Genomic DNA, 14,648 nt, shown 5'->3' on the forward strand with positions numbered 1-14,648 from the left:
CAGCATGACGTGGCCCACCACGACCGACACCGGAGCCGAGCCGCAGCCGGCCGGCGACGGCGGTCCGCGGCGCGGGTCACGTTGGTCGTGGGAATCGATCCGGGACGGCGCGGTCCGCGTCTGGCGCACCCCGCCGTGGCGGCGCGGCCGGGTGATCGCGGTGTTCGCGGTGCTGGCCGCGCTGCCGATGGCCTTCCACCGGCTCGTGCCCAACACCCCGGGCAACTGGGGCAGCTTCATCGAGACCTTCCTGCCCTGGGCGGGCCTGGTCGTCCCGGTGCTGCTGGTCTGCGCGGCGATCCGCCGCTCGTGGACCGCGGTCGCCGCGACGATGTTGCCGGTCCTGGTCTGGGTGACCATGTTCGGCGGCTTCTTCCTGCCCGGCCGCGGCGGCGGCCCGCACGACCTGCGGGTGGTCAGCCACAACGTCAACGCGGGCAACCCCGACCCGGCCGGCACCGCGCGCTCGCTGCTCGGCTCGGGCGCCGACGTGATCGCGCTCGAGGAGCTGCCCGAGGGCGCGTGGAAGCAGTACAACGCCGTGCTCAAGGACCGCTACCCGAACGTGCAGCACGAGGGCACGGTGGCGGTGTGGACCACGGCCCGCTTCTTGATGAGCAAGGCCGAGGCGATCGACGTCGGGATGGGCTTCACCCGGGCGCTGCGCACCGTGATCACCACGCCCAAGGGCGACGTGCCCTTCTACGTCGCGCACCTGGCGTCGGTGCGTTTCGGCCCGAGCGGCTTCACCGTCGGCGACCGCAACCGCACGATCGACCGGCTCGCCTCGTCGCTCGCGGTCGAGACCGCGCCGCACGTGATCCTGGTCGGCGACCTCAACGGCACCACCGACGACCGCGCGCTGCGCCCGGTCACCCGCTACCTGCGCGACGCCCAGGACACGGCGGGCACGGGCATGGGCTTCACCTGGCCCGAGTCGTTCCCCATGGCCGCGATCGACCACATCATGTACCGAGGCATGACCGCGGCCGACGCAAAGGTCCTCGGCAGCACCCCGAGCGACCACAAACCGGTCCAGGCGGACCTGCGCCTGAAGTGAGGCATCGCGAAGTCGCCTGCCGCAGGGCCCGACCGCATCGGTCGGGCCCTGCGGGTGTCCCGGCTTGCGGGCTCAGGCCGGTCCGGCTCCCGGTCGGCCGCTTTCGCGCCAGCGGCTGGTGATGGGTAGGCGGCGGTCGCGGCCGAAGGCCTTGAGGGAGATCTTGGTGCCCGGGGGGTATTGGCGCCGCTTGTACTCGGCGGTGTCGACGAGGGCCAGGATGCGGTCCACCAGTGCCGGTTCGAAGCCTGCGGCCACGATTGCGTCGCGGCCCATGTCCCGTTCGACGTAGTCGTCCAGGATGTCGTCGAGCAGTTCGTAGGGCGGCAGCGAGTCGGTGTCGACCTGGCCCGGCCGCAGCTCGGCGCTGGGCGGCTTGGTGATCGAGTTGACCGGGATCGGCGCGACCTCGCCGCGCCGCTCGGCCTCGGCGTTGCGCCAGCGGGCCAGCCGCCACACCGCGGTCTTGGGCACGTCCTTGATCGGTGCGAAGCCGCCCACCGCGTCGCCGTACAGGGTGGAGTAGCCGCAGGCCAGCTCGCTCTTGTTGCCGGTGGCCAGGACCAGGTGGCCCTCCTGGTTGGACAGGCCCATCAGGGTGGTGCCGCGCACCCGTGCCTGGAGGTTCTCCTCGGCCAGGCCGGTCAACCCGAGCGCGGCCAGGTAGGCGTCGACCATCGGCGCGATCGGCACCTGCCGGTAGTCGAGCCCGATGCGCTCGGCGGTGTCGGCCGCGTCGTCCCTGGAGTGTTCGGAGGAGTAGCTGCTGGGCATCGAGACGCCGTACACGTTGCCGCCGCCCACCGCGTCGGCCGCGATCGCCGCGACCAGGGCCGAGTCGATCCCGCCGGACAGGCCGAGCAGGACCGACTTGAAGCCGTTCTTGGCCACGTAGTCGCGCAGACCGGTGACCAGTGCCCGGTAGATCTCCGCGTCGTCGGACAGGGCCGGCGCAATGGTGTGCTCGGCGGCGGGCGCGGGCGGCGGCGCGGACTCCTCCGTCAGCACCACGTGCCGGATCGTCAGGTCGTCGGCCACCGTGTCGTCCGTGCGGGCGAGTCGGGCGTCGACGGTGCGCTGCGGCAGGTCCAGGTCGGCCACGAGTAGTTCCTCGTGGAACTGTGCGGCGCGCGAGAGCAGCCGGCCCTCGGCGTCCACGATCAGCGAGTCGCCGTCGAAGACCAGCTCGTCCTGCCCGCCGAAGGCGTTGACGTAGGCGAGTGTGCAGTCGGCCTCGCGGGCCCGGCGGCGGACCAGGTCGAGCCGCGAATCGTCCTTGCTCACCTCGTACGGCGACGCGTTGATCGACAGCAGCAGACCCACCCGGGCGGCGCGCGCGGCGGCCACCGGTCCGCCCTCCTGCCACAGGTCCTCGCAGACCGCGATCGCGATGTCCACCCCGCCGATCCGAACGACCAGGAGCCGGTCGCCGGGCACGAAGTAGCGGTATTCGTCGAAGACGCCGTAGTTGGGCAGGTGGTGCTTGGCCGAGCGGGCCACGATCCGGCCCCGGTGCAGCACCGCGACCGCGTTCTGCGGGGCGCCGGCCGGACGGCCCAGGCGCGGCGCGGACTCCTCGCACCGGTCCAGATACCCGACCACCACCGCGATCTCGCCCAGCCCCTCGGCGGCGAGCCGGTCGGCGAGGCCCTCCATGGCCAGTCGGGATGCCTCGACGAAGGACGAGCGCAGAGCCAGGTCCTCGACGGGGTAGCCGGTCAGGGCCATCTCCGGGAAGGCCACGAGTGTCGCGCCGCGCTCGGCGGCCCGCCGGGTGCGGCCGACCACCAGTTCGGCGTTGCCGTCGAGGTCGCCGACCGTGGGGTCGATCTGGCTGAGGGCGATGCGAATCCGGGTCACGCGTTCCAATGTACCCGACCCTTGACGTCAAAGTGACGAATAGTCGACGTGGGCCCGGCGCAAGCCACCCGTGGCCCGCCCACGACCCATCCGCGACCCGTCCGCGCGGACCGGACGCGGCGTGCGGTGGCGGCCCCTCGGCCGGACGGAAAACCGCAGGCCAACAGCGGGCGAAAGGCGTCCGCCCGGGCGGGCCCGGGGCTCGGCGTCGAACCGCCCGGAGGATACCCTTGGCACGGTTCACCACCGGGCCCCGACGACTCGCCCGACGGGATTCCCCGACGGGTGTGATGCCGCACGAAACAGCCGCCCCGCAGGTCGTCCCCGAGCGGTTTCGGGGTACCGGAGCACGGGGCGTGGCGAAGCACGGCGGTAGCAGTACGCGGCCGAGGACGCAACGCAAAGGGCACGTAATGTGCTCGAAACCCCGCAGCGGGATACTCGGGTGCCCGCGGTGCCCCTGCCGATCGCTCACAGGCCGTCCGACCTGCAAGGATAGGGAATTATGGATAAGCAGCAGGAGTTCGTGCTCCGCACCCTCGAGGAGCGCGACATCCGGTTCGTGCGGCTCTGGTTCACCGACGTGCTCGGCTTCCTGAAATCCGTCGCGGTGGCACCGGCCGAACTCGAGCAGGCGTTCGCCGAGGGCATCGGCTTCGACGGCTCGGCGATCGAGGGCTTCGCGCGCGTGCACGAGTCGGACATGCTCGCCAAGCCGGACCCGGCCACGTTCCAGATACTGCCTTGGCGGGCCGAGGCCCCCGGTACCGCTCGCATGTTCTGCGACATCCTGATGCCCGACGGCTCGCCGTCCTTCGCCGATCCGCGCTACGTGCTCAAGCGCACCCTGGAGCGGGCCTCGGAGAAGGGCTTCACCTTCTACACGCACCCCGAGATCGAGTTCTTCCTGCTGAAGGAGAAGCCGGTCGACGGGACCCCGCCGACGCCGATCGACCACAGCGGTTACTTCGACCACACCCCGCAGCCGGTCGGCCAGGACTTCCGCCGCCAGGCGATCACCATGCTCGAGAACATGGGCATCTCGGTCGAGTTCAGCCACCACGAGGGCGCGCCGGGCCAGCAGGAGATCGACCTGCGCTATGCCGACGCGCTGAGCACGGCGGACAACATCATGACCTTCCGCCTCGTGGTCAAGGAGGTCGCGCTGGAGCAGGGCGTGCACGCGTCCTTCATGCCCAAGCCGTTCTCCGAGCACCCGGGCTCGGGGATGCACACGCACCTGTCCCTGTTCGAGGGCGACCGCAACGCGTTCTACGAGGCCGGCGCCGAGTACCAACTCTCCAAGGTCGGCCGCTCGTTCATCGCGGGGCTGCTGCGGCACGCGGGCGAGATGGCCGCGATCACGAACCAGTGGGTCAACTCGTACAAGCGGCTGTGGGGCGCATCGGCGCGCACCGCGGGCATGGGCGGCGAGGCGCCGTCGTACATCTGCTGGGGCCACAACAACCGCTCCGCCCTGGTGCGGGTGCCGATGTACAAGCCCACCAAGGGGCAGTCCACCCGGATCGAGGTGCGCCAGATCGACTCGGCGTGCAACCCCTACCTGGCGTACGCGGTGCTGCTCGGCGCCGGGCTCAAGGGCGTCGAGGAGGGCTACGAGCTGCCCCCGGGCGCCGAGGACGACGTGTGGGCGCTGACCGACGCCGAGCGGCGCGCGCTCGGCATCGCGCCGCTGCCGCAGAACCTGGCCGAGGCGATCGCGCTGATGGAGCGCAGCGAGCTGCTGCCGGAGATCCTGGGCGAGCACGTCTTCGAGTTCTTCCTGCGCAACAAGCGGCACGAGTGGGAGGAGTACCGCCAGCAGGTGACTCCCTTCGAGCTGAAGCGCTACCTGCCGGTGCTCTGAGGCGGCGCCGGCACGGCTGCGGGTCCGGCACCGCACCGGCTCCGTTTCACGGCCGGCAACGCCCCCGGTCCGGCACCGTCCCGACTCCAGGGCTCCACCACGTCGAACGGCCCGACCCCGCCGGGGGATCGGGCCGTCGGTCGTCGGGCGGCGGCGGGGCGGTCGGACGTATGGGCCGCCGGGGGCTCGGGATATCCGTGTCCGGGATATCCGTGTCCGAGGCATCCCCGCCCGGACGTGCTCGGGACGTCCCCGCCCGGGACCTGCCCGGGACGTCCGCGCCCGGGACGTCCGCGCTCAGGACATCGGCGGGCCGAGCAACTCCAGGATGTAGCGGACGTAGGCGTCCTTCTCCTCGCCCTGCGGCAGCAGCTGCGGCGCGCCCCGGCGGATCAGCGCGATGCCGACGGTCATGGTCAGCGCGGTCAGCGCATGCCGGTAGGCGGCGTCGGCGGGCAGGCCCAACTCCTCGGTCAGCCGGGCGCCGAACTCCAGCCGCCGGCGGGTGACCTGCTCCAGGATCGGGCCGACCACCGGGTGCTGGGCGTGGATCAGCAGTGTGGTGGTGATGTCCGCGCCGCTGGGCGCGGTGAACGCGTACTCGGTGAGTCGGCGCCCACGCTCGACCGGATCCTCGATCCGTTCGGCCGCGGCCATCAGTTCCTCGGACTCGGCCACCCAGCGCTCCAGTGCGGCCTGGATGAGCGAGTCGCGATCCTTGAAGTGCCAGTAGAAACTGCCCTTGGTGGTGCCGAGGCGTTCCGCGAGGGGTTCCACCGCGACCGCGCCCAGGCCGCCTTCCCGCATCGCCTCCAGGGCCGCTCGAGCCCAGTCCTCTCGGCTGAGGGTGCGGCGGCCGGGGCGAGCGGACCGTTCCGGTTCGTCGTCTGATTGAACCCTCTCCGAGGGAACACCGTTGCGCATGGCACCTACGCTAACGTAGGGTGACGTCCCGTACGGTGGCGTATGGCGGCTCGTCGCTACGGAGGCCTCTTCGGGCCGTGGGACGGACGGCTCGCAGAGTGGAATCGCCGTTCACCACCGGACGAGGGCGCGCCGCACATGTGTTCGCCGCGGTCGGGGGGCTCGGCGAACCCCCGGTGCGGCGCGTCCACATTCCCAGTTCCGTTCTTGATCGATCAGTCGTTTGACCGGATACGCTCGGCCGGTGACCTCTGTGGATCAGCCTCGCGAACCGGCGGCCACCGACGGGCGTCTGGTGCGACTGGGCTTCACCGACATCGCGAGCGCCGCGCGCAACCTGCGCGATCCGGCCCTGCTTGGCGCGGGCGACGACCCGCTCTTCCTGGACGCGCTGGCCGCCACCGCCGACCCCGACCTTGCGCTGCTCGGCCTGGTCCGACTCGCCGAGGCCGCCGCCGACCGCTCGGTCCTGCTGTCCACGCTCGCGTCCGCGAAGCCCTTCCGGGACCGGATACTGGGCGTCCTCGGGGTCAGCGCCGCGCTCGGCGACCACCTCGCCCGGCACCCCGACGACTGGCGCTCCCTGGTCACCTACGACGTTCGCGACGCCCGGCCCACGCCGGCCTACTTCCACACCGAACTCACCGGCGCGCTCACCGGCCTGCGCGGCGACCCGGCGCTCGACGCGCTACGCATCGGCTACCGGCGCTGCCTGCTCTCCATCGCCGCACGCGACGTGTGCGGCTTCGCCGACGAGCCGACCGTGGCCGCCGAACTCGCCGACCTGGCCGGCGCCACCCTGGACGCCGCGCTCGACCTGGTCCGCCGCGAGCATCCGGTCGAGGCCGAACAGTGCCGGCTGGCGGTGATCGGCATGGGCAAGTGCGGCGGACGCGAACTCAACTACATCAGCGACGTGGACGTGGTTTTCGTCGCCGAAGCCCCGCCCGGCGTGTCGGAGGGCAGCGCGGTCGCCGCCGCCAACCGGCTCGCCGGCGCCCTGATGCGGGCCTGCTCGGCGACCACCGTCGAGGGCTCGATCTGGGAGGTCGACGCCAACCTGCGCCCCGAGGGCCGCAACGGCCCGCTCACCCGGACCCTGGCCAGCCACCTCGCCTACTACGAACGCTGGGCCAAGACCTGGGAGTTCCAGGCCCTGCTCAAGGCCCGCCCGGTGGCCGGCGACCCGGCCCTGGGGCGCAAGTACATGGACAGCGTCTCGCCCATGGTGTGGACCGCGGCCGGCCGGGAGAACTTCGTCGCCGACGTACAGGCGATGCGCCGCCGGGTGGTGGACAGCATCCCCGCGCGCGAGGTGGCCCGCGAGGTCAAGCTCGGGCCGGGCGGGCTGCGCGACATCGAATTCGCCGTGCAGCTGCTCCAGTTGGTGCACGGCAAGTCCGACCCGACGCTGCGCCACGGCTCCACCCTGCAGGCGCTTGCCGCGCTGTCCGCCGGCGGCTACGTGGGCCGTGACGACGCCGCCGGGCTGAACGCCGCGTATCGCTTCCTGCGCACCCTCGAACACCGCATCCAACTCTTCCGGCTGCGCCGCACCCACCTGCTGCCCACCGACCCGGACGAACTGCGCCGGATCGCCCGCTCGATGGGCATGCGCTCCAACCCGGTGGGCGAGTTGGAGAAGGCCTGGAAGCAGCAGACGCTGGAGGTGCGCCGGCTGCACGAGAAACTGTTCTACCGGCCGCTCCTGGACGCGGTCGCCCGACTCAAGCCGGGCGAGCAGCGGCTCACCGCCGAGGCCGCGCGGGCCCGGTTCGAGGCGCTGGGCTATGCCGACCCGGCCGCCGCGATGCGCCACCTGGAGGCGCTGGCGTCCGGGGTCAGCAGGCGGGCCTCGATCCAGCGCACGCTGTTGCCGGTGATGCTGAGCTGGTTCGCCGACTCGGCCGACCCCGACGCCGGTCTGCTCGCCTTCCGGCAGGTCTCCGACGCGCTCGGCAACACGCACTGGTACCTGCGGCTGCTGCGCGACTCGGGGGCGGGTGCCTCCGGGGCGGCGGCGGAGAACATGGCGCGGGTGCTGGCGTCGGGGCGGCTCGCGCCGGATCTGCTGCTGCGCGCGCCCGAGGCGGTGGCGATACTCGGTGACGGGGACGGGTTGGGGCCGCGTTCGCGGGCAGCGCTCGAGACCGAGATCCTGGCCGCGGTCGGGCGGGCGCCCGGGCCGGAGAGCGCGGTACAGGCGGCGCGCAGCGTGCGCCGACGGGAGCTGTTTCGGATCGTCGCCGCCGACGTGCTGGGCCGGCTGGACGTGGACGCCATCGGCCGGGCGCTGACCGACGTCAACGCCGCGACGCTGACCGGCGCGCTGCGGGCCGCCGTCGACGGGTACGAGCGCGAGCAGGGGCCGATCCCGGCCCGGATCGCGATCATTGCGATGGGCCGGTTCGGCGGCTACGAGCAGGGATACGGCAGCGACGCCGACGTGATGTTCGTGTACGAGCCGATCGAGGGCGCGCCGGAGGAGCCGGCCGCCAAGGCCGCCCAGCGGGTGTGCAACGAGGTGCGCCGGCTGCTGCAGATCCCGTCCACCGACCCGCCGCTGCTGATCGACGCCGACCTGCGCCCCGAGGGCCGGCAGGGCCCGCTGGTGCGCACGCTCGCGTCGTACCGGGCCTACTACGAGCGCTGGTCCAAGCTGTGGGAGAGCCAGGCCCTGCTGCGCGCCGACGTCACCTCGGGCGACGCCGACCTGGGCCGGCGGTTCCTGGCACTGGTCGAACCGGTGCGCTACCCGTGCCCAGGGATCGACGACGGCCAGGTCCGCGAGATCCGCCGGATGAAGGCCCGGATCGAGGCCGAGCGGCTGCCGCGCGGAGCCGACCCGACCATGCACACCAAGCTCGGCCGGGGCGGTCTGGCCGACGTGGAGTGGGTGGTGCAACTGCTCCAGCTGCGGCACGCGCACGAGGTTCCCACGCTGCGGGTGACCGGCACCCGACAGGGGTTGGCGGCGGCCCGGGAGGCGGGGCTGCTCGACGCGCACGACGCCCGGATCCTGGACGACGCGTGGGTCGAGGCCACCCGGGTGCGCAACGCGGTGATGATCGTGCGCGGCCGGTCCTCCGACAGCTTCCCGTCCGATGTGCGCGAGTTGGGCGGGGTGGCCCGGTTGCTCGGGCACGCGTCGGACGAGACCGGCAGTCTGCTGGAGGAGTATCGGCGGGTGACCAGGCTGGCGCGGGCCGTGGTGGAGCGGGTCTTCTACGGCGAGGACGAGACTTCGACGGGCTCGCGCTGAGGCTTCGCGCGAGGGGCGTCGGGCGTGTGGTCGTCGTCGGCTTTCTTGTCCGTCGGCGGTGGCGGCGCGGCCCGCGGGTCGTCCGGCGGATACTGCGGGAAGCGGTACGCGGAGCGTCCGTTGACCAGGCACTGGACGCCGAAGGCCGCGGCCAGGGTGATCCAGCCGCCGACCGCGTCGAGCACGAAGTGGTTGCCGGTCGCCACGATCACGAACAGGGTGGCGATCGGGTACAGGACGCCCAGCACCTTGGCCCACAACGGCCGGGCGAACATCACGATCGCGAGCGCGCACCACGTCGACCAGCCGATGTGCATCGACGGCATCGCCGCGTACTGGTTGGAGACGTTCTTCATGTCGCCGGACGCCATCGATCCCCACGTGTGGTGGACCAGGACGGTGTCGATGTAGTCCGCGCCGGGCAGCAGTCGCGGCGGCGCGAGGGCGTAGAAGAAGTAGCCGAACAGGGCCAGCCCGGTGGTCAGGAACAACACCGTGCGCACGGCCCGGTAGCGGCCGGGATGTTTGTGGAACAGCCACACCAGGACACCGATGGTGACCACGAAGTGCAGTGTGGCGTAGTAGTAGTTCATCGGCACGATCAACCACGTGATGCCGTTGACGGCGTGGTTCACGCTGTGTTCGATGTCGATGTGCAGTGCCTTCTCGACATCGAGGAGTTGCCAGGCGCGGTCGACCGCGAGGTGTTCACGCTCGGGCACCGCGTTGCGGATCAGTGAGTACACCCAGTAGCTCAGCGCCACCAACGCGAGTTCGACCACGAATCGCGGACGACGCGGCGTGTGCAGATATACCCGCAATCGGGTCATCGTGGGGATCGGCTGCATGGTTGTCCGTCCGGCTTCGTCGGTCAGCCGTCGCCCCGACGGCGGCATGGTCTCTCGGCTCGGATTGCCCCCCATGACTCAAGTCTGCCAGAGCCCGCCCCCGAGCCGATCACCCCGTGGGGCCATCCGAGGGCGGTCTTCTCCGTCTTCGGACGGAGGAAACGCACGTCGCGAGGGTGCACGAAGGCCGCCCTCCGTGGGGATGGAGGGCGGCCTTCGGAGTGTCGGACGAGGTCCGTGAGATCGGTCGGGGCCCGTGGGCCGGTGTGTGATCAGGGGGTCGGGACGGACTCGGGGGCAGGATCGGCGGAGGTCGGGTCGGCGGCACCGGCGGGCTTGCGCAGGGTGATCGCGGCGATCACCGCGCCGGCGGCGGCGATGGCGGAGGCACCGAGGAACGCGGCGGAAAAGCCGTCGGTGAGCGCGCCGGGGTTTCCGACCTCCTGGGCGCCGTGCGCGGCGGCGACGGCGGTCATCGCGGCCAGGCCGAGGGCCGAGCCGATCTGGTAGCTGGTGTTGACGATGCCGGAGGCGAGGCCGCCCTCCTCGGGACGGGCGCTGGAGATCGCGGTGCCCAGGGACGGGATGAAGGCGAGCGCCATGCCGGCGGCGGCGAGCAGGGAGGCCGGCAGCACGTCCACCCAGTAGTTGCCGTCGGAGCGGACGAAGGACAGCCACAACATGCCACCGGCGAGCGCGATCAGACCGGTGACCACCAGCGGGTTGGGACCGAAACGGGCGATCAGGCGCGGTGCGAGCACGATCATCATGAGCATGATGGCCACGGTCATCGGCAGCAGGGCCGAGCCGGAGGCGAAGGCGCCCAGGCCGAGCACCTGCTGGAGGTAGAGGTTGAGGAAGAACCACATCGGGATCCAGGCCGCGGCCATCAGCAACTGGGCCAGGTTGGCCCCGGCGAGGTTGGGCGTACGCAGGATGCGCAGCGGCATCAGCGGCTCGGCCTTCTTCGCCTGGAGCAGCAGGAACAGGGCGATCAGGCCGATGCCGGCGGCGAGGACCACCAGGGTCTCGGCGGAGCCCCACCCGGTCTCGGGGGCACGCACGACGGCGTAGACGGCGACGCCGAGTCCGGCGGTGGCGAGGATGGCGCCGAGCACGTCGATCGAACCGCGCCGGGCGGGGGCGTCCGGCATCAGCGACGGCGTGGCGACCAGGGCGAGTACGGCGACGGGGATGTTGATGTAGAAGACCCACGGCCAGCTGGCGTATTCGGTGATCAGGCCGCCCAGGAAGACACCGGCGGTGCCACCGGCGGGCGCGGCGGCGCCGTACAGCGCGAACGCCTTGGTCAGCTCCTTGGGATTGCCGCCGAAGAGCATCATCAGCAGGGTCAGCGCCGAGGGCGCGATGAGCGCGGCACCGACACCCTGGACGGCCCGCCCGGCCAGCTCGATCCACACCTCGCCGGCGAGCCCGGCGGCCAGCGACCCGACACCCAGGATCGCCCAGCCGAGCGAGAACACCCGCTTGGCGCCGAACAGGTCGGACAGCCGCCCACCGAGCAGGAGCAGCCCGCCGAACGCGACCACGTAGGCGTTGAAGACCCAGGACAGGTTCTCCTGCGAGAACCCGAGATCGGTACGCATCTCGGGCAGGGCCACGCCGATGATCGACGTGTCCATGATGACCATGAACTGCGCAAGCGCAATGAGCGCAAGCGCCGTCCAGCGACGCGGATTGGCTTGTGGTTCGGACATCGCGATCACTCCATAGATACGACCGGGGGGTATCCGGCGACCAGGAACATACCCGAGGGGGGTATGCAAAATCCAGAGCTGCGCGAAAAATACCTGAGGGGGGTATGCAATCAGCGTGCGTAAAGCCTCATGTCATGCCAAAACGCCCGCGCCGGGGCGATGCCGCGGAGGGCGCGGCAAAGCCCGGCGCGGAGGGGTGACGGAGGCCGGGAGGCCGGGTCCCGGAGCCCGGAAGGCTGGGAGACCGTTACTTCGCGAGCGACGCCCGGAGCTGATCGATCGTCAGCCACGGTTCACCGCGGTGCACCATGCGGTGACAGTTGGCACAGACGAGCACAAGATCGGCGAGCCTGGTCTGGCCCTCCCCGGCCACGTGCAGCGGCACCACGTGATGGCACTCGATGTAGCCGGCCCCGTGCGCACCGTACTTCGCCTCGAAGTCGAAGTCGCACACGGTGCAACCCAGGTGGCCCCGTTCGCGCAGGACCTCGGCGATCTTGCGTTCCCGCAGGCCGTGGTCGCGTTCCCGGTAGAGGTGCCGCCGAGCGAGGAGGCGTCCCTCCGGAGCGCTGTACTCCTCGAGCTCTTCGAGCGGCGTCTCGGGAAGCCGGAGCAACTCGCCGGAGCGCAGCCCGGACCCGATGCGCCGCGCGGCCTCGGCCATGGTGCTCGGCGCGGCGAGGAACGCGTGCAGGACCTCGACGTCCGCCCGGCCGCTCCTGCCGCGGGTCGGGTTGCCGATGCCCCGCGCCCGGCGGGTACGGAGGTCCCTGATCTTGCCGGCCACGGCCTCCGGATCTCGGAAGCCGGCTCCCCGCGTCGCTTCGGGATGGAAGGGCAGCTTCTGCAACAGTCGGGAGAGCTCGACCACGCGCTCGTCACCCGGGTCGATGTCCGCCCACCCATCGCCCGCCGGCAGCGCGCAGGCCAGCACCAACTCGTCCCAGACCCATGCTGGTCCGGACTCCCGCGTGCGTACCTCGAACCCGAGCCTGCGCAGCCACCCGGCGGCGGCTGCCCTACCCCCGCTGAACTCGTCCGCCCGCAGCGCCCGCCCCTGGCAGTAGCGATGGGCCACACCCGCGACGGCCTTGGAGTCGTAGTCCTTGCCCTCGTGAACCAGGACGTACTTCCGAGCCGGCTTGAACCCGTAACTCGCGAGGAAGTCGTCGGTCCCGAGCCGATCGCACTCCGCAAGAGCTTGCAAGACGGCGTCGCGGGTAAGCTCCCCGATCCTCATCACCCGAGTCTGTCAGCGCCCCACCCCAACCCACCACCGCCGATGCCCCAATTCCCGCAAGCCACCACCGACCCCGCCTCCGAGAGGACGACGGGGCCACCCTCGGGGGGTTCGGATATCGAAGAAGTGATCCGGGCGATCCGCTGACCTGCGGAAATGCCGTGGCATGGGCCCTGACCTACACAAACACCTTGCCTGACTGCTCATCGTTTCGTGCCATTTCCTGCCCTGGTGTGCCCTTCCTGCGCCCTGTTTCTCGGCAGAGGCCGCTCCCCGCGACAGCCGGCGGGCCCCCGATTGCGGCCGTCCAGCCCGGCGGGAAGGCCGTGAGCAGCCGGTCGAAGAGCCCACCGTCACTTCAACTCCTCCCAAACCGACACTTCCGCGAAACCGGCCACAGGGCCGCCGCGCCGTTGATGTCCACGCCCAGCGACGCCTCGAAGCGGCGCCGCACCGTGGCCTCTCTGGTGAAGGAACGGTCCACACCGACACGGCATTTTTCAACTCTCGGCACCCATGTGACGCACAGTACGGCGCGGCCCCAACAGTGCCGCGCCGTACGCGTTTTCCCAGCTCGGAGCCCACCTGCACGCCGGCCTGGTATGCCACCCCAGCCCCCGCTCGCAAGCGTCCGGACCCACCAGGATCTTGACTCGAACGAACATGCGTGGCACCCGGATTGCGCCTCGGCAGCACGAATCGTGGGGTGGCACAGCCACGCGCCTACCATGCAAGAACTGGTAATCGAGCTGGACAACCGATGCCCTCGCGGCCGCAGCCAAGGAAGTACCGTTCCGCCAGGGACTCATGAGCCTCGGTCCCGATGGTCGGTTGAGGTCCAGGCGCCACAAGCAAGGTTACATATGTCGCATTTTCAATAAAAGCAACTAATATCCGATTCAACAAAACTACTCGTAAACGCACCCGTCGAGACCTAAACCCGCAGGTCATCAAGACTGCTCCCCGCGCACGCGGGGATGGTCCCACCGGGCGGGTCGTCTGTGGACGCTGCGCGGCCTGCTCCCCGCGCACGCGGGGATGGTCCCGACGCTCCGACGCCGATCGCGCGCGGCCCGGCCTGCTCCCCGCGCACGCGGGGATGGTCCCTAATAGCGATTTTCCACACGTGGATTCTCCACTGCTCCCCGCGCACGCGGGGATGGTCCCGAGTACACCGGGCCGCCGTCGGCGAACTCCAGCTGCTCCCCGCGCACGCGGGGATGGTCCCCACAGGTTCACCCACGGGTTTTCGTAGATCGGCTGCTCCCCGCGCACGCGGGGATGGTCCCGCATCGCCACCCATCTCGGCGTGGACCCCGGCCTGCTCCCCGCGCACGCGGGGGTGGTCCCGATCCCGCGTCGCCACGGCTCCGGGCCCGGCCCTGCTCCCCGCGCACGCGGGGATGGTCCCATCGCCCGGCCGGCGAGGAGGGCGACACCCGCCTGCTCCCCGCGCACGCGGGGATGGTCCCAGAGAGTCCAAAGGAGATCCGGGAGGCTGCCACTGCTCCCCGCGCACGCGGGGATGGTCCCGGCCGCCTCGGTGACCTTGATGAGGCGTGCGTCTGCTCCCCGCGCACGCGGGGATGGTCCCCCGCCGCGGGCCCCGCCACCGGCACGAACCCCCTGCTCCCCGCGCACGCGGGGATGGTCCCCTCGGCATCCGGTTGTCGGAGGCGGGGCGGCGCTGCTCCCCGCGCACGCGGGGATGGTCCCTGACGAGGTAAAGCGCCTGGCGGCGGGTCAGGCTGCTCCCCGCGCACGCGGGGATGGTCCTGAGGGGCCCCGCGTTTTCCGGACGCCTTGTTTGCTGTCCTTCTATGCCGCGAGTCCGAGTCCGTCGTGGTCGCGCAGAGCTTCGAGTGGTGT

The 14,648-nt window shown here is 71.2% G+C and carries 8 protein-coding genes and 1 CRISPR repeat array; of the genes, 3 read left to right on the forward strand and 5 right to left on the reverse strand.

All coding sequences use genetic code 11. The annotated features are described in order from the left end of the window. The first annotated feature begins 4 nt into the window (after positions 1 to 4). Positions 5 to 1,060: an endonuclease/exonuclease/phosphatase family protein gene (locus ACFXKZ_RS24725; RefSeq protein WP_380003135.1), complete on the forward strand. Its 1,056-nt coding sequence runs from the start codon at positions 5 to 7 to the stop codon at positions 1,058 to 1,060. A 72-nt stretch (positions 1,061 to 1,132) separates the two neighbouring features. Here the strand turns inward: ACFXKZ_RS24725 and ACFXKZ_RS24730 are convergent, their stop codons facing one another. After that, positions 1,133 to 2,920: an NAD+ synthase gene (locus ACFXKZ_RS24730; protein WP_380003136.1), complete on the reverse strand. Its 1,788-nt coding sequence runs from the start codon at positions 2,918 to 2,920 to the stop codon at positions 1,133 to 1,135. Between the two features lie 505 nt (positions 2,921 to 3,425). Here ACFXKZ_RS24730 and ACFXKZ_RS24735 point away from each other — a divergent pair. Continuing rightward, complete coding sequence (locus ACFXKZ_RS24735; protein WP_078977486.1) at positions 3,426 to 4,787, forward strand: glutamine synthetase family protein; 1,362 nt, start codon at positions 3,426 to 3,428, stop codon at positions 4,785 to 4,787. Between the two features lie 297 nt (positions 4,788 to 5,084). Here the strand turns inward: ACFXKZ_RS24735 and ACFXKZ_RS24740 are convergent, their stop codons facing one another. After that, positions 5,085 to 5,711: a TetR/AcrR family transcriptional regulator gene (locus tag ACFXKZ_RS24740; RefSeq protein WP_078977487.1), complete on the reverse strand. Its 627-nt coding sequence runs from the start codon at positions 5,709 to 5,711 to the stop codon at positions 5,085 to 5,087. Between the two features lie 244 nt (positions 5,712 to 5,955). On the opposite strand from ACFXKZ_RS24740, the gene ACFXKZ_RS24745 reads away from it, so the two are divergent. Next, positions 5,956 to 8,973: a bifunctional [glutamine synthetase] adenylyltransferase/[glutamine synthetase]-adenylyl-L-tyrosine phosphorylase gene (locus tag ACFXKZ_RS24745; protein WP_380003138.1), complete on the forward strand. Its 3,018-nt coding sequence runs from the start codon at positions 5,956 to 5,958 to the stop codon at positions 8,971 to 8,973. On the opposite strand, the gene ACFXKZ_RS24750 is transcribed toward ACFXKZ_RS24745, so the two are convergent. The 3 genes from ACFXKZ_RS24750 to ACFXKZ_RS24760 form a co-directional block, all read right to left on the reverse strand. After that, positions 8,937 to 9,896, reverse strand: a complete 960-nt coding sequence (locus ACFXKZ_RS24750) for a phosphatase PAP2 family protein (RefSeq protein WP_380003139.1) — start codon at positions 9,894 to 9,896, stop codon at positions 8,937 to 8,939. The genes ACFXKZ_RS24745 and ACFXKZ_RS24750 overlap by 37 nt on opposite strands. Positions 9,897 to 10,093: 197 nt before the next feature. Next, positions 10,094 to 11,539, reverse strand: a complete 1,446-nt coding sequence (locus tag ACFXKZ_RS24755; protein ID WP_380003140.1) for an MFS transporter — start codon at positions 11,537 to 11,539, stop codon at positions 10,094 to 10,096. Positions 11,540 to 11,786: 247 nt separating this feature from the next. After that, entirely contained in the window at positions 11,787 to 12,779 is a 993-nt protein-coding gene (locus ACFXKZ_RS24760) for an HNH endonuclease (RefSeq protein WP_380003141.1), read from the reverse strand. Positions 12,780 to 13,735: 956 nt separating this feature from the next. Beyond that, positions 13,736 to 14,556: direct repeats of the CRISPR family, unit length 29 nt; unit sequence CTGCTCCCCGCGCACGCGGGGATGGTCCC. Positions 14,557 to 14,648: the final 92 nt, after the last annotated feature.

The sequence above is a fragment of the Embleya sp. NPDC059237 genome, from assembly GCF_042754105.1.
In the GTDB taxonomy this organism is placed as follows: Bacteria; Actinomycetota; Actinomycetes; order Streptomycetales; family Streptomycetaceae; genus Embleya.

Excerpts from the sequence above, each read along its gene's own strand:
- ACFXKZ_RS24725 (WP_380003135.1), top strand. The coding sequence starts at position 5 with ATGACGTGGCCCACCACGACCGACACCGGAGCCGAGCCGCAGCCGGCC.
- ACFXKZ_RS24735 (WP_078977486.1), top strand. The coding sequence starts at position 3,426 with ATGGATAAGCAGCAGGAGTTCGTGCTCCGCACCCTCGAGGAGCGCGAC.
- ACFXKZ_RS24740 (WP_078977487.1), bottom strand. The coding sequence starts at position 5,711 with ATGCGCAACGGTGTTCCCTCGGAGAGGGTTCAATCAGACGACGAACCG.
- ACFXKZ_RS24750 (WP_380003139.1), bottom strand. The coding sequence starts at position 9,896 with ATGGGGGGCAATCCGAGCCGAGAGACCATGCCGCCGTCGGGGCGACGG.
- ACFXKZ_RS24755 (WP_380003140.1), bottom strand. The coding sequence starts at position 11,539 with ATGTCCGAACCACAAGCCAATCCGCGTCGCTGGACGGCGCTTGCGCTC.
- ACFXKZ_RS24760 (WP_380003141.1), bottom strand. The coding sequence starts at position 12,779 with ATGAGGATCGGGGAGCTTACCCGCGACGCCGTCTTGCAAGCTCTTGCG.